A 17,217-nucleotide genomic window follows, 5' to 3' on the forward strand; every position below is an offset into this window, starting at 1 on the left:
GACCGCCGGAGGACCCAGCATGGAGCGCGTGCCCGTCGGCCTCACCGTCCTGCTCGCCGTCGCGGTCGCCGTCCTCGGTGTGGCCGCCGTGCTGCTCGGCGGTGCCGACGACTCGCCCGGGCTGCAGGGCATCGGCGCGCTGCTCGTCCTCGGCGCCGTCGCCGTCGGGGTGCGGGCCGTCCGACGCGCGCGGTGAGGGAACGGGCCGGGCCCACGCCCGGCACGGCTACACCGCCGCCGGCGACCTCGTCCGCCCGACGGACGTCGGGGGCCGGCCGGCTCCCGCCGGCGAGCGGGTCGCGCTCCGGCGCCACACCGTCCCCACCAGGGTCGCCGTGCTGACCGTCAGCGCGGCGCTGCGCAGCAGGTTGGCGCGCAGCAGGCTGTCGATCGTGGCCTCCGAGCGCCCGACCCGGTCCAGCCGGTCGTGCATCGGCACCGCCCACAGGGCCGTCGACCCGAGCGACACGGCCCCGGCCGCAGCGACCACCGCCGCGACGGGCCGGGGGACGTCGACCGGACGCGTCCACCAGAACGCGCAGCCGGCGAGGAACGACGCGATCCCGGGCACGATGACGACGACCGGGATGGTCCGGTCGTACTGCCGGTGGTAGGCACTGAAGTCCTCCTCCCGCACCGCCCGGAACAGGGGGTGGGACACCAGCTGCGCCTGCCACCCCAGCGCCGTCGACCAGGCGGTGGCCGCGGTGAGGACGGCGAGGTGGAGGTCCCGCCACCCCGGGCGGAGCTCGGGAGGAGGTCTGCGGGACCGGCTCCGGCGCGGCACGCCCATGTCGTCTCCCCGTCCGTCGCAGGCCCGCTCGTCCGGCAGACCGCCGGGACCTCCGCACCGTAGGACCGTCCCGGCACGTGCGGGTGCCCCCGCGTCCCGGGGTCCGGCCGTCGGTGACAGGGAGCAAGCGGACGTGCACGGCGAGGCCCGCCCTGCGGTGGCGCCCGTGAGAGCGCTCTACTGCCAGCGAAAAGGCGGTGACGCGGACCCCCGGGTCTCGATAGCGTCCGCGCCGCACTGATCGCGTCCGGGTCGGTCGGCCCGGCACTCCCCCGAGGGGCCCCCATGGGCAGGTCGTTCGCGTCCCGCGTCAGCCATCCACGCCTCAAGTGGGTGGTCCTCGTCTTCTGGCTGGTGGTGGCCGCCGCGTCGGCGCCGCTGGCCGGCGGGCTGACCGACGAGCAGGAGAACGACATCGCGGCGTGGCTGCCGTCGGACGCGGAGTCCACGCGCGCCCTGGAGCTGCAGACCGAGCTGGGCTCGGACCCCGACCTGATCCCGGCGGTCGTGGTCTACGAGCGGTCCGGCGGGCTGACCGCGGCGGACACCGCGGCGGTCGAGGACGACGTCCGCGCCTTCGGGCAGCTCGACGCGCTCGACGGCGCCGTGACCGGCCCTGTCCCCGCCGAGGACGGCGAGGCGGTGCAGCTGATCGTGCCGCTCAACGTCGGCGCCGACGGCTGGGAGCAGATCGCCCCGGTCGTCGACGGCATCCGCGCCGAGGCTGCGGACGGACCGGAGGGCCTGTCGGCCTACGTGACCGGGCCGGCCGGCAGCGCCGCCGACCAGACGGAGGCGTTCGAGGGCATCGACGGCACGCTGCTGTTCGCCGCCCTCGGGGTGGTCATCGTGATCCTGCTGATCACCTACCGCAGCCCGGTGCTGTGGGTGCTGCCGATCTTCTCCGCGGTCATCGCGCTGTTCACCTCGCAGGCCGTCATCTACCTGCTGGCCCGCTACGCCGACCTCACCGTCAACGCCCAGAGCGCGAGCATCCTCACCGTGCTGGTCGTCGGCGCCGGCACCGACTACGCCCTGCTGCTGGTCGCCCGGTACCGGGAGGAGCTGCGGCTGCACACCGACCGGCACGAGGCCATGACCGAGGCCGTGCACCGGGCCGGCCCGGCCGTGCTGGCCAGCGGCGGCACCGTGGTGCTGGGCATGCTGTGCCTGTCCTTCGCCGAGATGAACTCCACCGCCGGGCTCGGCCCGGTCGCCGCGATCGGCGTCGCGGTCACCCTGATGGTGCTGATGACGCTGCTCCCCGCGCTGCTGGTGATCTGCGGCCGCTGGGTGTTCTGGCCGGTGCGCCCCACCTTCGGCAGCGCCGAGCCGAGCGCGACCGGCATCTGGGCCCGGGTGGGTGCCCGGATCAAGCCGCGCCCGCGGGCGACCTGGGTGGTCACCAGCGTGCTGCTGCTGGTGGCCTGCGCCGGGGTGTTCCTGCTGTCCCCCACCGGCCTCACCCAGGCGGAGGCCTTCCGGGGCACACCCGAGTCGATCGAGGGCGAGGAGGTCGCCGCCCGGCACTTCCCGGCGGTGGCGGGCAACTCCGTCTACGTCGTGACGTCGGCCGGCTCGGCCGCCGAGGTGACCGACACCGTGGCCGCGACCGACGGCATCGCCCAGGCCGGGGAGCCGCAGGTCGTCGGCGACCGGGCGCTGCTCGAGGCCTCGCTGGCCGACCGGTTCGACAGCCCCGCCGCCTACGCGACGATCGAACGGCTCCGGACGGCGCTGGACGACGCGGGTGACGGCCGGGCGCTGGTCGGCGGGAACACCGCGCTCAACCTCGACGTCCAGGACGCCTCGCAGCGGGACAACCTGGTGGTCATCCCGCTGATCATGCTGGTCGTCCTGGTCGTGCTCGGCCTGCTGCTGCGGGCCCTGGTCGCCCCGGTGCTCCTCATCGCCACCGTGGTGCTCTCCTACGGCGCGGCCCTGGGGCTCAGCGCCCTGGTGTTCGACTGGACGATCGGGGTCACCGCGACCGACAGCTCGTTCCCGCTGTTCGTCTTCGTCTTCCTCGTCGCGCTCGGCATCGACTACAACATCTTCCTGATGACCCGGGTGCGGGAGGAGGCGGTCGACCACGGCACCCGGCGGGCGGCCCTCATCGGGCTGGCGGCCACCGGCGGCGTCATCACCTCGGCCGGCCTGGTGCTGGCGGCGACCTTCGCGGTGCTCGGCAGCTTGCCGCTGACGTTCCTGACCCAGCTGGGCATCGCCGTCGCCCTCGGGGTGCTGCTGGACACGGTGGTCGTGCGGTCGGTGCTGGTGACGGCGCTGACCCTCGACCTCGGGCGGCACATGTGGTGGCCCAGCGCGCTGGCCCAGCGCCGGGACGTCCCGGACCCGACCGTCGGGAGCGCGCCGCAGGTGCCGAGCGGTCAGGGGGCCTCCGCCCGGAGCTGAGGCCGGTGCAGGACCCGGGAGCACGCCAGCGATGATCACGCAGGACGACTGACCCGCGCGGACATCGAGGTGGCATGGAACGGACGGCAGTGCTCCCGGAGGACCTGGACCGGTGCGCCGAGATCGCCGAGGTGCGGCTGTCCGCCGACGGCCGGCTGCTGGCCGCCGCGGTCTCGGTGCCGGAGGTGGCGGGCAACCGGTACCGGCGCGACGTCGTCGTCGGGCCGGCCGACCCGGCGGGGCCGGCCGCGCCCGCCCCGCTCGGTGCGTTCCCGGCCGGGTCCACCCGGCTGCCGCGGTGGTCGCCCACCGACGACCGGCTGGCCGTGGTGGCCGACGGCCCGGACGGGTGCTCCGTGCTCGTCACCGACCCCGGCGAACCCGCCGGTGCGGCCGCGACGAAGGTGGTGGCTGGGTGGCCGGACCCGGTCGAGGAGCTGAGCTGGTCGCCCGACGGCCGCCGGCTGCTGTTCGTGGTCCGCGAACCGGTGGACCGGGAGCGGGAGCAGATGCCCGAGGACGGCCGGCCGCCGCTGCGGCTGACCTCGCTGCGCTACCGCGAGGACGGCATCGGCTGGCTGGTCGGGCGCCCGCGGCAGGCGTACCTGGTCGACGTGGCCGCCGGGGCCGCGCCGCGCAGGCTCAGCACCGGCGGGTTCGACGACGCCGAGTTCAGCTGGCACCCCGACGGCCGGTCGGTGTTCTTCGTGTCCCAGCGGCACGACCGGGCCGACCGCACGGTGCTCAACGACGTCTTCGAGCAGCCGCTGGCCGGGCCGCCCCGGCGGCTGACCGACACCTCGCGGGCCTTCGGCGCCCCGGTGCCCTCCCCCGACGGCACGCGGCTGGTCGTGACGACGCTGGACGCCGCGCGCTACCCGGCCGCGACCCACCTGGCCGTGCTCGACCCGGCGACCGGCGAGGTGACCGACCTGACCGCCGAGCTCGACCGCGACTGCTCCGGCGGCTCGGTCGTGTGGACCGGCCCCGCCACCGTCGCGGCCGTCGTGGAGGACGCCGGCGCGATGACCGTGCACGCCTTCGACACCGCGCACCCGGGGTCCACCCGCGTCCTGGCCGGCGGCCCCCGGCGGGTCACCGCGTTCGACGTCCGCGCTGGGCGGACCGCCCTGGTCACCTCCGGGCCGGTCGACCCGCCCGCGGTCGCGGTGCTCACCGCGGACGGCGGCGAGCGGGTGCGGCACGCTCCGACCGCGAAGCTGGCCGCCGGGCGCACGCTGCGCGGACCGCGGCACACCGCGGTGCCGGTCGCGCCCGGGGTGGCGGTCGACTCCTGGCTGGTGCTGCCCGACGAGGACACCGCCCCGGGCCGGCACCCGCTGGTGGTCTGGCTGCAGGGCGGGGGCACCCAGTACGGCTGGCAGTTCTCCCACGAGCTGCAGCTGCTGGTGGCGGCCGGCCACGCCGTGCTCTACCTGAACCCGCGCGGGTCGGCCGGCTACGGCACGGCGTGGATGCGCACGGTCTCCGGCCCGCGGGCGGCCACGCCCGGCACGGGCTGGGGCAGCGTGGACGTGGACGACGTCGCGGCCGTCGTCCGGGCGACCCTGCAGGTTCACCCGCAGCTCGACCCGGCCCGGGTCGGGGTGATGGGCGGTTCCTACGGCGGGCTGCTGACCACCTTCCTGCTCGCCCGCACCGACCTGTTCCGGGCCGGCTGGGCCGAGCGCGGGCCCTACCACCTGATCAGCGACGCCGGCACCAAGGACGAGGCGCCGTGGTTCTTCGAGGCCTACCTCGGCGGCTCGCACCTGGCCGACCCCGGCTCGTACTGGCAGGCCTCACCGCTGCGGCTGGTCGAGCAGATCACCGCCCCGCTGGCCATCGTGCACTCCGAGGAGGACCGGCGCTGCTCCATCGGCCAGGCCGAGGAGCTGTTCATGGCGCTCAAGCTGCTGGACCGCGAGGCGGAGTTCGTCCGGTTCCCCGGCGAGGGCCACGAGCTGACCCGCAGCGGCAGCCCGGTGCACCGCCTGCAGCGGCTGGAATTGCTGCTGGACTGGTTCGGCCGGCACCTGTCCCCGGGGAGCCCGGCCGCGCGCTGACCCCGGGGCCGACCGCACACTGGAGGGCGCAGCGTCCCCGAGCGAGAACGAGGTGATCGGCCCGTGCTGGTCGGCGACATCGACGTCCACCCGATCGCCGACGGCACGTTCCGGGCGTCCCCGAGCTACTTCGGCGACCACGTCACCGCGCACGGCCACGAGGACTTCTTCAGCCGCCACGGCCACGCCTGGTTGCCGATCGGCTGCTTCCTGGTGCGCACCGGCTCGCACGTCGTCCTGGTCGACACCGGGATGGGCCCGGCCATGCGCGACGACGGGCCGCGGATGCTGGTCGGTGGCCAGCTGATGGCCGGCCTGCGCGCGATCGGGGTGCGCCCCGCGGACGTCGACGCGGTGGTCCTCACCCACCTGCACACCGACCACTGCGGCTGGCTGTTCGACCTCGCCGGGCAACCCGTGTTCCCGCGGGCCGACATCTGGTTCGGCGCCGCCGACTGGCCGAAGTTCGTGCTCGACCCGCAGAGCACGATGTTCGACCACACCCGGCACGGCCTGCAGAGCGCCGACGGCGGCCGGCTGCACCTGGTCGAGGCGGACACCACCGTCGTCCCCGGTGTCGACCTGACGATGACGCCCGGGCACACCCCCGGTCACCTGTCGGTGGTCGTGTCCTCCGGCGTCTCCCGGGCGCTGCTGCTGGGCGACGCCATCATCTGCCCGGTGCAGCTCGACGAGCCGGACTGGCAGTCCATCGGCGACGTCGACCCCGACCTGGCGCGCCGGGTCCGCGAACGGCTGTTCCGCGAGCTCGAGGGCGAGCACACCTGGGGCGCGGGGGCGCACTTCCCGGAGCTGCAGTTCGGCCGGGTCCTGGCCGGGGAGGCGCGCCGCTGGATCGGCTGAGCGCCGGTCACCAGCGGGGGCGGAGCTCCTCGGTCCACACGTCCCAGCCCAGCCGGGCGATCAGCGCGGTGACCACCACCAGGAAGGCGACCCGGATGAACCGGCTGCCCCGCGAGGTCGCCGTCCGCGCGCCGAGGTAGCCGCCGACCATGTTGGCCGCGCCCAGCAGCAGCCCCAGCCCCCAGAACACCGAGCCGTGCGGCACGAAGAACAGCAGCGCGCCGAGGTTCGTGGCGCAGTTGACCACCTTCGCCCGGGCGCTGGCACCGAGGAAGTCGTAGCCCAGCAGCGACACCATGGCGAAGACCAGGAACGAGCCGGTGCCCGGGCCGAGGATGCCGTCGTAGAAGCCGATGACCGCGCCGATCCCCGCGGCGACGCCGTGGTGCCGCCGGCCGGTGTGCCGCAGCGCGGCCACCTCACCCAGCGACGGCCTGAGCAGTGTGAACGCACCGATCCCGACCAGGGCGACGACGATGACCGGCTTGAACACCGCCGCCGGCAGCAGCGCGGCGATCGAGGCGCCGGCGAAGCTGCCGACCAGCGCCACGGCGGCCATCCGCACCGTCGTCGGGAGGTCGGGCCGCACGCGGCGGTGGTAGGTGACCGCGCTGGTGGTGGTGCCGAGGATCGACCCCAGCTTGTTGGTGGCCAGCGCCTGGACCGGGCTGAGGCCGGGCACCAGCAGCAGCGCCGGCAGCTGGACCAGCCCGCCGCCGCCCACCACGGCGTCGACGAAGCCGGCGGCCAGCCCGGCCAGCAGCACGAGCAGCAGGGTGCCGGGCTCCAGGCCCGGTGGCAGCAGGTCCAGCGCGAGCACCTCGGTCACCGCGTCGTCCCGTCCCCGCACCCTGCTCGCACCGGGCCACGGTAGGGAGCCGGTCGCGGACCGGCCCGACCGGGTCGGCGCGGTCAGCGCAGCAGCGCCACGACCTCCTCGTCGCCGACCTGGCGGAAGTCGGCGTAGGCCTGCCCCACCGCGCGGAAGCGGTCCGGGATCTCGACGACGACGAGCTCCTCCACCTCGGCAGCGAGCAGCGGCACGGCTCCCGGCGCGCACACCGGCACCGCCAGGACCACCCGGGCCGCGCCCTGCGCCCGCACCACCTGGCAGGCCGCTCGCGCCGTGGCGCCCGTGGCGATCCCGTCGTCGACGACGACCGCCGTCCGGCCGAGGACGGGCTGCCTCGGCCGACCGGGACGGAAGCGCCACGCGCGCTGATCCACCTCCGTGCGCTCCCGCGCCGCCACGGCGGAGAGCTGCCCGCGGTCGACGCCGGCGGCGGTGAGCACCGCCCCGTTCACCACCAGCACGCCGTCCTCACCGACCGCGCCCATCGCCAGCTCCGGCTGCCCGGGCACGCCGAGCTTGCGCACGACGACCACGTCCAGCGGCGCCCCCAGGACGGCGGCCACCTCGGCGGCCACCGGCACCCCGCCCCGCGGGAGGCCGAGCACCAGCACGGCGGGGCCGCGCAGGTGCGCCAACCGCCCGGCCAGCTGCCGCCCGGCGTCGGCCCGGTCGGTGAACCACGGTCCGGTCACGTCCACGACCCTGCCACCGGCAAGGCGCTCCCGGCGCGTGCCGTGTGCGGCCGGCCGGGGAGGCGGCACGATGCCGTCATGCTGAGCAGCCCACCGGACCGGGTTCCGGACGACGTCCTCGCCGACCTGCGCGACCGCCTGCGTCGCTTCCGCCCGGTGCCGGTGGCCGCGACCCTGGACGCCGGGCACGGCGTCGACCCGGCCGCGCTCGCCGACCTGCTCGGCCACTGGGCCGACGGCTACGACTGGCGGCCGCACGAGGACCGGGTCCGGGCCTGGCCCTGGGAGCTCGCCGAGACCGACCGCGGGCCGCTGCGGCTGGTGCACCAGCGGTCCGCCGCGCCCGACGCGGTGCCGGTGCTGCTGCTGCACGGCTGGCCGGACTCGGTGCTGCGGTTCGAGCGGGTGCTCCCGCTGCTCACCGGCCAGCACCTCGTCGTCCCGGCGCTGCCCGGCTTCCCCTTCGCGGCCCCGGTGCTGGACGGCGGCCTGGACGCCGCCACGATGGCCGACGTCGTCGCCGAGGCGATGGCGGCCCTCGGGTACCGCCGCTACGTGGTGTCCGCCGGGGACGTCGGCTGCGACGTGGCCGAGGCGCTGGCCGCCGCGCACCCGGACGCGGTGGCCGCCCTCCACCTGACCGACGTCTCCCAGTACCACTTCCTCCAGGCGCTGCCCGACGACCTGTCCGACGTCGAGCGGGCCTACGTCGAGCGCGGCCGGCGGTGGCAGGCGACCGAGGGCGGCTACATGCACGAGCAGGCGACCAAGCCGCGGACCCTCGCGGTCGGGCTCGGCGACTCCCCCGCCGGGCTCGCCGCGTGGCTGCTGGAGAAGTACACGTCGTGGACCGACGCGCCCGGCCGGCTCGCGTCGGTGTTCTCCCGCGACGACCTGCTGACGTGGATCACCGCCTACTGGGTGACCGGCACGATCGGCACCTCGTTCACCCCGTACGCGAAGAGCGCGGTGCCGGCGCGCCGCCCGCAGGCGCCCACCGTGGTCACCGTCTTCCCCGGGGACCTGGTGAACGCGCCGCGGGAGTTCGCCGAGCGGGTGTTCGACGTCCGGGCCTGGCACGAGCTCCCGGCGGGTGGGCACTTCGCGGCCTGGGAGCAACCCGAGGCGTACGCGGCGGGGGTGGCCGAGGCGGTGGCGCTGGCCCACGGCTCTTCCTCCCACTCGAACGTATAGCGCACCCGGGGGCTTGCGGCAAGCCCCCGGGTGCGCCCCAGACTCGTCGTCCGTGGCCCTGACCTGCGGAGACGTGACCGTGACCCGTTCGACCACCAGTGCGTTCGACCTGCCTGCCCGCCTCGCCGCCAAGGCCGACCCGGCCCTGATCGGCGGCGACGAGCAGCACTTCGCCGCCATCGCCGAGACCCTCCGGCAGTCCGTCGCCGACCTCACCGCCCGGCTGGACGCCGAACGCCGGGCCCGCGGCGGCACCGGCCAGGCGGCCCTGGACCGGGACCTCGAGGTGCACCGGCTCACCGCCCGGCTGCGCACCCTGCAGCGCTTCGGGCTGGACCTGTGCCTCGGGCACGTGGTCGGTGCCGCCGACCGCGAGCCGCTCTACGTCGGCCGGCTGGGCCTGACCGACCGGACGGGGCGCCGGCTGCTGGTCGACTGGCGCTCACCGGCGGCGGCGCCCTTCTTCGGCGCCACCCACGGCGACCCGATGGGCCTGGCCAGCCGGCGGCGCTACTCCTGGACCAATGGCCGGGTCACCGACTACTGGGACGAGGTGTTCGACCTCGACGCACTGCAAGGGCGGGCCGCGCTGGACGACCAGTCCGCGTTCCTCGCCGGTCTGGGCGCCAGCCGGTCGGCCCGGATGCGCGACGTGCTGGCCACCATCCAGGCCGACCAGGACGCCGTCATCCGGGCCGGCTCCGACGGCGTGCTGGTCGTCGACGGCGGGCCGGGGACCGGCAAGACCGTCGTCGCGCTGCACCGGACCGCCTACCTGCTGCACGCCGACCCGCGGTTGGACCCACGGCGCGGCGGGGTGCTGTTCGTCGGCCCGCACCAGCCGTACCTGGCCTACGTCTCCGACGTGCTGCCCAGCCTCGGCGAGGACGGGGTGCGCACCTGCACGCTGCGCGACCTCGTCGCCGAGGGCGCCGGCGCGGTCGAGGAGGCCGACCGAGTGGTCGCCCGGCTCAAGGGGTCCGCGGACGTGGTGGCGGTGGTCGAGGCCGCCGTCCGGTTCCACGAGGAGCCACCGACCACCGGCACGACGGTCGGCATCCCCTGGGCCGAGGTGGAGCTCGGCCCCGACGACTGGGCCGAGGCCTTCGCCGCCGTCGAGCCGGGGACCCCGCACAACGAGGCCCGGGACCAGGTCTGGACGGCGCTGAGCGAGATCGTCGCGGACGCCTGCGACCAGGAGGTCCCGGCCGACCAGCTGCGGACGGCGCTGGCACAGGACCGGGAGCTGCGGGCCGCGCTGGACCGGGCCTGGCCGCTCCTCGACGCGACCGACCTGGTCGGGGACCTCTGGTCGGTGCCGGCCTACCTCCGCCGCTGCGCCCCGGGGCTCACCCCCGTCGAGGTCCGGGCGCTGCAGCGCGCCGACCCGCGGGCCTGGACGGTGTCCGACCTGCCGTTCCTGGACGTCGCCCGGCAGCGGCTCGGGGACGCGGGGGCGTCCCGCCGGCGGCGCCGCCAGGAGGCGGTGGCGGCCGGCGAGCGGGCTCGGATGGCCGACGTCATCGACGAGCTGGTCGCCACCGACGACTCCGAGCTGCTGCTGATGACCAGCCTCCGGCACGCGGACCTGCGGGACGCCCTGGTCGACGGCGACGCGCTGCCGTCCGCCGAGCGGGACGTGCTGGCCGGGCCGTTCGCGCACGTCGTGGTGGACGAGGCGCAGGAGCTCACCGACGCGGAGTGGCAGGTGCTGCGGCTGCGCTGCCCGTCGGGGAGCTTCACCGTCGTCGGCGACCGCGCGCAGGCCCGGCAAGGGTTCACCGGGTCCTGGACCGACCGGCTGGGCCGGGTCGGACTGGACCGGGTCACCGTCGCCACGCTGACGGTCAACTACCGGACGCCGGCCGAGGTGATGGCCGCCGCGGAACCGGTGATCCGGGCCGTGCTGCCCGACGCCAACGTGCCCAGCTCGATCCGCGGCAGCGGTGTCCCGGTCGGCTCCGGCCGGGTCGAGGAGCTGGGCGTGGTGGTGGCCGGCTGGCTCGCCGAGCACGACGAGGGCACCGCCTGCGTCATCGGCGCCCCGGCGTACCCGGACACGCCCCGGGTCCGGTCGCTGACCCCGGCGCTGGCCAAGGGCCTGGAGTTCGACCTGGTGGTGCTGGTCGACCCGCAGACCTGGGGCGATGGCATCGAGGGGGCCGTCGACCGGTACGTCGCGATGACCCGGACGACCGGCCGGCTCGTCGTCCTGACCGGTGGTGCGGTGCCGGACCACCACGCCGGGCGCCGGACAGGGTAGGGTCTGAACCGGTCGCTGTTGCGCCTCTGCCTCGTTCACGGACGTCCGCAGTCGTACTGCCTGACGTTCCTCTCGGTCCTGCCGGTCGGTGCGGCGACCCGGTTCCGGTCTCTCTCCGGTCCCGACACCCCCAGCACGGAAGAAGATCAACATGGCTCAGGGCACTGTGAAGTGGTTCAACGCGGAGAAGGGCTTCGGCTTCATCGCCCAGGACGGCGGCGGCGCTGACGTCTTCTGCCACTACTCCGCCATCGGCGGCGACGGCTACAAGTCCCTCGACGAGGGCCAGCAGGTCGAGTTCGACGTCACGCAGGGCCAGAAGGGCCCGCAGGCCGAGAACGTCCGCGTCCTCTGACGTGATCGACGGAGGGCCGTGACGCTGTGCGTCACGGCCCTCCGGCATGTCCGGGGTCCGTCCGGCCGCGTCAGGCCGCGCCGACCTCGTAGGTGTGCCCGGCGGCGCGCAGCCGGTCCACCAGGACCCCGCCGAGCGCGGTGGCCGGGGTGAGCGACCCGGCGCGCCCGGGCAGCCGGTCGCCGTCCAGCGCCAGGGCCAGCGCCGCCTGGCCGAGCATCACCGCCGTCGCGGCGTACCCCGGGTCGCCCGGGCCGGCGACGGTGGCCCGGTAGCGGCGGCCGTCCTCGGCGCCGGCGTCGACGACCGACCGGAACCAGCCGCGCTCCCGCGCCCGCTCGTCCGGGCCCGTCCCCGGCGCGGGCAGCACCCGGTCCAGGACGGCGCGGGTCGGCGGGAAGGACATCGCCCCGAAGGCCCCGGCCAGCGCGGCGGTGACGCCCACGGCGGTCGCAGCGCCGGAGAGCCCGCGGCCGGTGCCCATCACCTCGCCGTAGCGCAGCGCCCGCCCGTACCGCCAGTCCTGCAGCGCGTTGCTGCGCCGGACGACGCGGGTGTTGAACGACGCCATCACGAACGGCGCGGTCCACCGGCCGTCCGGCAGCCGGCCCGGCGGGGCGGCCGTCGACGGCTGCGGGGTGTCCGGCTCGGCGGCCCGGTCGGGGCTCAGCGCGAACGGGTCGGCCAGCAGCCGGCGCAGCGACCGGTCCCGGCCGACGGCCTCGGCCTGGGCGCGGGCGGAGTCGATCGTCCCCCCGCTGAAGCCGCCGCGGGCCGTCGCGACCAGCTGCACGTCGACCAGCCCGCCCGCGCCGTCGGCGGCCGCCCGGTCGGCGAGCAGCAGGGCCGCCAGGTCGGAGGGGACCGAGTCGTAGCCGGCGGCGTGCACGAGCCGGGCGCCGGTGTCCCGGGCGACGGCGTCGCAGCGGTCGATCGCCTGGCGGACGAAGAGCACCTCGCCGCTGAGGTCGGCGTAGTGGGTGCCGGCGCGGGCGCAGGCCGCCACCACCGGCAGCCCGTAGCGGAGGTAGGGCCCGACCGTGGTCGCCAGCACCCGGGTGCGCGCCGCCAGCGCCGCCAGGGCGGCGTCGTCGCCGGTGTCGGCGACCAGCACCGGCCAGCTCCGCGCCGCACCGGGCAGCCCGCTGCGCACCGCCTCGAGCCGCTCGCGGGAGCGGCCGGCCAGCGCGACCCGGGTGCCGGCCGGGGCGGCGGTGGCGAGGTGGGCGGCGAGCAGCCGGCCCACGAACCCGCTCGCGCCGTAGACGACCAGGTCGTGCGCGCGCTCGTCGGCTGCCATCCCGGCATCCTCTCCCGGTGGTGCCGCCGCCGCCCGCCGCTACAGCTCCCAGCGCAGCTGCAGCCCGGGGTCGGGCCGGTAGCTGCAGTACGTGCCGGTCCGGACCGTCCGGTGCAGGTGGTCGGCGAGCGCCGGGTGGTGCTCGGCGATCCGCGCGACGGTGTAGCGCAGGGTGCGGCCCACGCTGGCGCGCGCCCGTTCCGACGGCGACTGCAGGGCGCGCCGCCGGCCGCCGAGCCCGAAGGCGCCGGCGAGCTCGCGCACCAGGTAGTCGCGGTCGGCCCGGGCCCGGTCCGACCGCCCGCCGTCCCCGAGCGCCTCGGCCTCGGCCAGGTCCTCGTCGATCTCGGCGAGCCGGCGCCGGTAGGCCGCGCGCGCCTGCTCGTCCAGGACCGGCCCGGAGTCGTCCCGGCCGGCCGACGCCGGCATCCCGTGCTCCGCGCCCAGCAGGTCCAGGACGTGGAACTCCCGGTCGGGCTCGGCCAGCAGGCGGGCCAGGTAGTGCATGCCCTTGAGGTCGGCGAGCAGCACCGTGAAGCCGGCGAAGCAGACCGTGCGGACGTCCCCGGCCAGCCGGAACGCGGCCCGCGGACCGTCCGGGCGCGGGGGCAACGGGCCGGCGGGCGGACGCACCCCCAGCCGGTCGAGCGCGGCCCGGGCCGCGCGCTCCTCGAGGTCCGCCCGCACCTCCCGCCCGACCCGCCGGTGCGCGTCGGCGAGCACCAGCCGGGCGACGGCCGTCTCGTACGGGGCGCCGACCTCGCCCCAGCCCGCCACCGCCCGCTCGCACTCCCCCACGGCGACCGCGGCGTCGCCGGCGGCCAGGGCGACCCGGCCCCGCGCCAGCGCCGCGGCCGTCGCCAGGGCCGCGCTGCGGTGGGCGGCGGCGATGCCGGTCAGCTCGTCGGCGGCCGCGCGGGCGGTCGGCAGGTCGCCGGCGGCGAGGGCGATCTCCGCCTGGGCGGCCAGCAACGGGGCCCGCCGCAGGGCGCCGTGGGGCGGCCACTCCTTCGACGGGACGGCGCACGGGTGCGCCAGGGCGTCGGCGACCAGTGCTGCGGCCGTGTCGGCCCGGCCCTGCGCCAACCGGAGCAGGGCGAGCCCCGGCTCCGGGTCCCAGCCGTGCTCGAGGGCCTCGAGGAACGCCTCCTCGGCGCCCGGCAGGTCGCCGCGGCGGAGCCGGATCGTGCCCAGCTCGGTCAGCGGCCAGCCGAACTCGCGACGCAGCCACGGCCGCAGCTCCCGGCAGGCCTCCAGCGCCTCCTCCTCGGCCGCCGCGCAGGAGCCGCGCAGCCGGAGGACCTCGGCGCGGTGCACCCGGCACCGGCCGTTGATGCCGCCGAACGCCGTCCCGCTCCGCCACCGGTCCATCGCCTGGGTCCACTGCTCGGCCCGGTCGTGCTCGGCGAGCCCCTGCAGCGCGCAGATGAGCTCGCAGAAGACCATCCCGGTGGCGAGCGGGTCGAGCTCGCCGGACACGACGCTGACCGCCGCCTCGTCCAGCAGCGCCAGGCCCTCCTCGACGGCGCCGTCCAGGATGGTGACCCGCGCGACGGCCACCCGCCCGAGCGCGGCGGCGACGGCGACGCCCTGTCTCGTGCCTGCCGCGACCGACCGTCCACCCCAGCTGCGGGCCTGCACCATGTCGCCGCTCAGGAAGCGCTCGTAGGTCCGGGTCATCGCGACCAGCGCGTGCGTCGGCGACTCCGCCCGGTCCCCCAGCAGCCGCTCCGCGCGACCGATCCAGGCCCGCACCGGCGCCATCAGCCCGGTGTCCATCATCAGGTACACCGCGACCGTCGCCGCGGCGGCCGCCGCCCCCACGTCGTCACCGGCCTGCAGGCAGCGCGCGTGCAGCTCCTCCCAGGCGGTGATCGCCGCCTCGAACTCCCCGGCGCCGTAGGCGGCCCGGGCCAGCGCGTCCAGCCCGGCCGGGTCGAGCGGGCGGCGTCCGTGCTCGGCGCGCAGCAGGGCGAAGGCCGTCGTCCAGTCGCCCGCCGCCAGCGCGGCGGCGGGGCCGGCCGCGACCACGGGGTCCGCCTGCTGCACCGCCATGGCACCTCCGCCACCGAGGCGGCCGAGTCTAGGACCGCGCCTCCCCACCGGGACAGGGTTTGTCCCGCCTCCCCGGTGACCGGCCCGACACCGGACCGGACCGACGAGAGGACACCACCATGAACGTCGCACCCGACGACCTGCCGATCGAGCTCCAGGCCGGCGACCTGGTCACCCGCTACGCGGAGTGGGGCGAGATGGCCCTGCGCCACGCCACGGTGCCCGCGGGGACGGACATGGGCCCCGTGCTCGTTGGCCTGCCCGGCGACCGGTGCCCCAGCCCGCACTGGGGCGTGGTGTTCACCGGCGCGGTCCGGGTGACCGCTGCGGACGGCAGTGAGACCGTCACGCGGGCCGGTGAGGTCTACCACTGGCCGGCCGGGCACACCGCCGTGATGGACGAGGACACCACGTTCCTGGAGATCGGGCCGGTCGCCCCGATGCGCCAGTTCGGCGAGCACGCGCGGGCGCAGCTGGGCTGACCGCCCCGGCTCAGCGGCTGCGGTACAGCCGCGTCGTCAGCGGGAGGAACACCGCCGCCAGCCCGGCGGCCACGGCCAGCGAGACGACGATCGCCGTGCCGTCGGGCTCGCCGGCCATCAGCGACCGGGACGCGGTGGCGAGCACCGAGATCGGGTTGACCTGGACGAAGGCCTCCAGCGGGCCGGGCAGCGTGGCCGGGTCGACGAAGACGTTGGACAGGAAGGTGAGCGGGAAGATCGCCATGAACCCGGAGTTCATGACCGCGTTCGGGGAGCGCATCAGCAGGCCGAGGACCGAGAAGACCCAGGACAGCCCGAACGAGAACACGACCACCAGGGCCAGCGCGGAGACGCAGCCGAGCACCCCGCCGTCGGGCCGGAAGCCCAGTGCGACCCCCAGCACGATGATCACCGTGCCCGCCACCACGTACCGGACGCTGTCGCCCAGAAGCGAGCCGAGCAGCGGCGCCGGCCGCCAGATCGGCAGCGAGCGGAACCGGTCGACGACGCCCTTGGTGAGGTCGGTGTTCAACGAGACCCCGGAGTAGACGGTGGTGAACAGCACCGACATGACCAGCATGCCGGGCAGGATGAAGTCCAGGTAGGCGCCGGTGGAGCCGGCGATGGCGCCGCCGAACAGGTAGGTGAACAGCAGCACGAACATCACCGGCGTGACGGTCACGTCCAGCAGCTGCTCGGGCACGTGCTTGACCTTGAGCATGCCGCGCCAGCCGAAGGTGAGCGCCGTGGACAGCGCGCTGGGCCGGGGCGGCCGGGCGGTCGAGGAGATGGCGCGGCGCACGGCGGCGGTGTCGGCGGCCCCGGTGGTGGCGGCTCCGGTGGTGGCGGTCATGACAGGTGCTCCTGGAGGGTGTCGGAGGGCGCCGTCGTCTCCTCGGCGGCGTGGCCGGTGAGGGCGAGGAAGACCTCGTCCAGGCTGGGCTGCTCGAGGGCGAAGTCGGCGAGCGGGATGCCGGCCCGGGCCAGCTCGGCGACGGCGGTCGCGGCTCGCGCGGGGTCCGCCCCGGCGGCGGACAGCGCGGCCGGCTCGGCCTCCAGCGTCACCGGCCCGACCGCGCGCCCCAGCAACTGGGCCGCCTCCGCGCGACGTCCCGGGTCGAGCAGCCGCACGCGCAGCGCCCCGGTGCCCACCGAGGCCTTGAGGTGCCCAGGGGTGCCCTCGGCGATGACCCGGCCCCGGTCGATGACCGCGATGCCGTCGGCGAGCTGGTCGGCCTCCTCCAGGTACTGGGTGCAGAGCAGGATCGTCGTCCCCTCGGCCACCAGGGCCCGGGCGATCTCCCAGACCTGGTTGCGGGACCGCGGGTCGAGCCCGGTGGTCGGCTCGTCGAGGAACATCAGCTGCGGGGTCACCACGAGGCTCGCGGCGATGTCGAGCCGCCGGCGCATGCCGCCGGAGAAGTGCTTGACCAGCCGGCCCGCGGCCTCGGCGATGTCGAAGGCCTCGAGCAGCTCGTCGGCGCGGGCCCGGGCGGCGGGGCGGGAGTAGCCGAGCAGCCGGCTCAGCAGGACCAGGTTCTCCCGGCCGGTGAGCTCCTCGTCGACCGAGGCCAGCTGCCCGGTGAGGCTGACCAGCCCGCGGACCGTGTCCGCCTCGGCCACGATGTCGTGGCCGAGCACCGCGGCGCTGCCGGCGTCCGGGGCGATGAGCGTGGCCAGCATGCGGATCGTGGTGGTCTTCCCCGCCCCGTTGGGGCCGAGCACCCCGTACACGGAGCCGGCCGGGACGGCGAGGTCGACGCCGTCGACGGCGCGAGTGCTGCCGAAGGACTTCCTGAGCCCGCTCGCCTCGATGGCGAGCGGTGACTGTGCGGTCATCGCGGTCCTTCCGTCGACCGGGGAGAGCATCCTCCTGGTCTGACGG

General features: G+C 76.1%; 15 protein-coding genes. 8 read left to right on the forward strand and 7 right to left on the reverse strand.

Features of this window, described 5'->3' with window-relative positions:
- Positions 1-19: 19 nt before the first annotated feature.
- On the forward strand, positions 20-196 hold the full coding sequence (locus tag HL054_RS07835) for a hypothetical protein (protein WP_369138327.1): 177 nt from the start codon (positions 20-22) through the stop codon (positions 194-196).
- 30 nt (positions 197-226) lie between these two features.
- Here HL054_RS07835 and HL054_RS07840 read toward each other — a convergent pair whose 3' ends face one another.
- A complete protein-coding gene (locus HL054_RS07840; RefSeq protein WP_369138329.1) occupies positions 227-793 on the reverse strand; it encodes a hypothetical protein in 567 nt (188 codons plus the stop codon).
- 285 nt (positions 794-1,078) lie between these two features.
- On the opposite strand from HL054_RS07840, the gene HL054_RS07845 reads away from it, so the two are divergent.
- The 3 genes from HL054_RS07845 to HL054_RS07855 all read left to right on the forward strand — a co-directional run bounded on the left by HL054_RS07845 (position 1,079) and on the right by HL054_RS07855 (position 6,138).
- Positions 1,079-3,208 (forward strand): MMPL family transporter, encoded by a 2,130-nt coding sequence (locus HL054_RS07845; protein ID WP_369138330.1) that lies wholly within the window; start codon positions 1,079-1,081, stop codon positions 3,206-3,208.
- 74 nt (positions 3,209-3,282) lie between these two features.
- On the forward strand, positions 3,283-5,274 hold the full coding sequence (locus HL054_RS07850) for a S9 family peptidase (RefSeq protein WP_369138331.1): 1,992 nt from the start codon (positions 3,283-3,285) through the stop codon (positions 5,272-5,274).
- A 63-nt stretch (positions 5,275-5,337) separates the two neighbouring features.
- Positions 5,338-6,138: an MBL fold metallo-hydrolase gene (locus HL054_RS07855; RefSeq protein WP_369138333.1), complete on the forward strand. Its 801-nt coding sequence runs from the start codon at positions 5,338-5,340 to the stop codon at positions 6,136-6,138.
- Between the two features lie 7 nt (positions 6,139-6,145).
- Here the strand turns inward: HL054_RS07855 and HL054_RS07860 are convergent, their stop codons facing one another.
- Positions 6,146-6,967 carry a sulfite exporter TauE/SafE family protein gene (locus HL054_RS07860; protein WP_369138334.1) on the reverse strand — a complete coding sequence of 274 codons (822 nt, stop codon included), beginning with the start codon at positions 6,965-6,967 and terminating at the stop codon, positions 6,146-6,148.
- A gap of 83 nt (positions 6,968-7,050) precedes the next feature.
- A complete protein-coding gene (locus tag HL054_RS07865) occupies positions 7,051-7,683 on the reverse strand; it encodes a phosphoribosyltransferase (RefSeq protein WP_369138335.1) in 633 nt (210 codons plus the stop codon).
- Positions 7,684-7,761: 78 nt separating this feature from the next.
- On the opposite strand from HL054_RS07865, the gene HL054_RS07870 reads away from it, so the two are divergent.
- From HL054_RS07870 to HL054_RS07880, 3 genes are all read left to right on the forward strand, one after another.
- The gene (locus HL054_RS07870) at positions 7,762-8,877 is read left to right on the forward strand and encodes an epoxide hydrolase family protein (protein ID WP_369138336.1); all 1,116 of its coding nucleotides are present in this window, start codon (positions 7,762-7,764) and stop codon (positions 8,875-8,877) included.
- Positions 8,878-8,956: 79 nt separating this feature from the next.
- Positions 8,957-11,140 (forward strand): RNA polymerase recycling motor ATPase HelR, encoded by a 2,184-nt coding sequence (gene helR / locus HL054_RS07875; RefSeq protein ID WP_369138337.1) that lies wholly within the window; start codon positions 8,957-8,959, stop codon positions 11,138-11,140.
- Positions 11,141-11,291: 151 nt separating this feature from the next.
- Positions 11,292-11,495, forward strand: a complete 204-nt coding sequence (locus tag HL054_RS07880) for a cold-shock protein (RefSeq protein WP_110551931.1) — start codon at positions 11,292-11,294, stop codon at positions 11,493-11,495.
- Between the two features lie 70 nt (positions 11,496-11,565).
- Here the strand turns inward: HL054_RS07880 and HL054_RS07885 are convergent, their stop codons facing one another.
- Entirely contained in the window at positions 11,566-12,795 is a 1,230-nt protein-coding gene (locus tag HL054_RS07885; protein ID WP_369138338.1) for a saccharopine dehydrogenase family protein, read from the reverse strand.
- 39 nt (positions 12,796-12,834) lie between these two features.
- Entirely contained in the window at positions 12,835-14,850 is a 2,016-nt protein-coding gene (locus tag HL054_RS07890; protein WP_369138339.1) for a transcriptional regulator, read from the reverse strand.
- A 119-nt stretch (positions 14,851-14,969) separates the two neighbouring features.
- On the opposite strand from HL054_RS07890, the gene HL054_RS07895 reads away from it, so the two are divergent.
- Entirely contained in the window at positions 14,970-15,332 is a 363-nt protein-coding gene (locus HL054_RS07895; protein WP_369138340.1) for a hypothetical protein, read from the forward strand.
- A gap of 10 nt (positions 15,333-15,342) precedes the next feature.
- Here the strand turns inward: HL054_RS07895 and HL054_RS07900 are convergent, their stop codons facing one another.
- Both HL054_RS07900 and HL054_RS07905 read right to left on the reverse strand, forming a co-directional pair.
- Entirely contained in the window at positions 15,343-16,185 is an 843-nt protein-coding gene (locus tag HL054_RS07900) for an ABC transporter permease (RefSeq protein WP_369138341.1), read from the reverse strand.
- Positions 16,182-17,171: an ATP-binding cassette domain-containing protein gene (locus tag HL054_RS07905; protein WP_369138342.1), complete on the reverse strand. Its 990-nt coding sequence runs from the start codon at positions 17,169-17,171 to the stop codon at positions 16,182-16,184. Before HL054_RS07905 ends, HL054_RS07900 begins: the two co-directional genes overlap by 4 nt.
- Positions 17,172-17,217 lie beyond the last annotated feature (46 nt).

The organism is Modestobacter versicolor (genome assembly GCF_041028285.1).
Classification (GTDB): domain Bacteria; phylum Actinomycetota; class Actinomycetes; order Mycobacteriales; family Geodermatophilaceae; genus Modestobacter; species Modestobacter versicolor_A.

Bases quoted from the DNA above. Each gene is read 5' to 3' on its own strand.
- HL054_RS07835 (WP_369138327.1), top strand. From the start codon at position 20: ATGGAGCGCGTGCCCGTCGGCCTCACCGTCCTGCTCGCCGTCGCGGTC.
- HL054_RS07885 (WP_369138338.1), bottom strand. From the start codon at position 12,795: ATGGCAGCCGACGAGCGCGCGCACGACCTGGTCGTCTACGGCGCGAGC.
- HL054_RS07870 (WP_369138336.1), top strand. From the start codon at position 7,762: ATGCTGAGCAGCCCACCGGACCGGGTTCCGGACGACGTCCTCGCCGAC.
- HL054_RS07850 (WP_369138331.1), top strand. From the start codon at position 3,283: ATGGAACGGACGGCAGTGCTCCCGGAGGACCTGGACCGGTGCGCCGAG.
- HL054_RS07845 (WP_369138330.1), top strand. From the start codon at position 1,079: ATGGGCAGGTCGTTCGCGTCCCGCGTCAGCCATCCACGCCTCAAGTGG.
- HL054_RS07905 (WP_369138342.1), bottom strand. From the start codon at position 17,171: ATGACCGCACAGTCACCGCTCGCCATCGAGGCGAGCGGGCTCAGGAAG.
- HL054_RS07900 (WP_369138341.1), bottom strand. From the start codon at position 16,185: ATGACCGCCACCACCGGAGCCGCCACCACCGGGGCCGCCGACACCGCC.
- HL054_RS07880 (WP_110551931.1), top strand. From the start codon at position 11,292: ATGGCTCAGGGCACTGTGAAGTGGTTCAACGCGGAGAAGGGCTTCGGC.
- HL054_RS07890 (WP_369138339.1), bottom strand. From the start codon at position 14,850: ATGGCGGTGCAGCAGGCGGACCCCGTGGTCGCGGCCGGCCCCGCCGCC.
- HL054_RS07840 (WP_369138329.1), bottom strand. From the start codon at position 793: ATGGGCGTGCCGCGCCGGAGCCGGTCCCGCAGACCTCCTCCCGAGCTC.
- HL054_RS07895 (WP_369138340.1), top strand. From the start codon at position 14,970: ATGAACGTCGCACCCGACGACCTGCCGATCGAGCTCCAGGCCGGCGAC.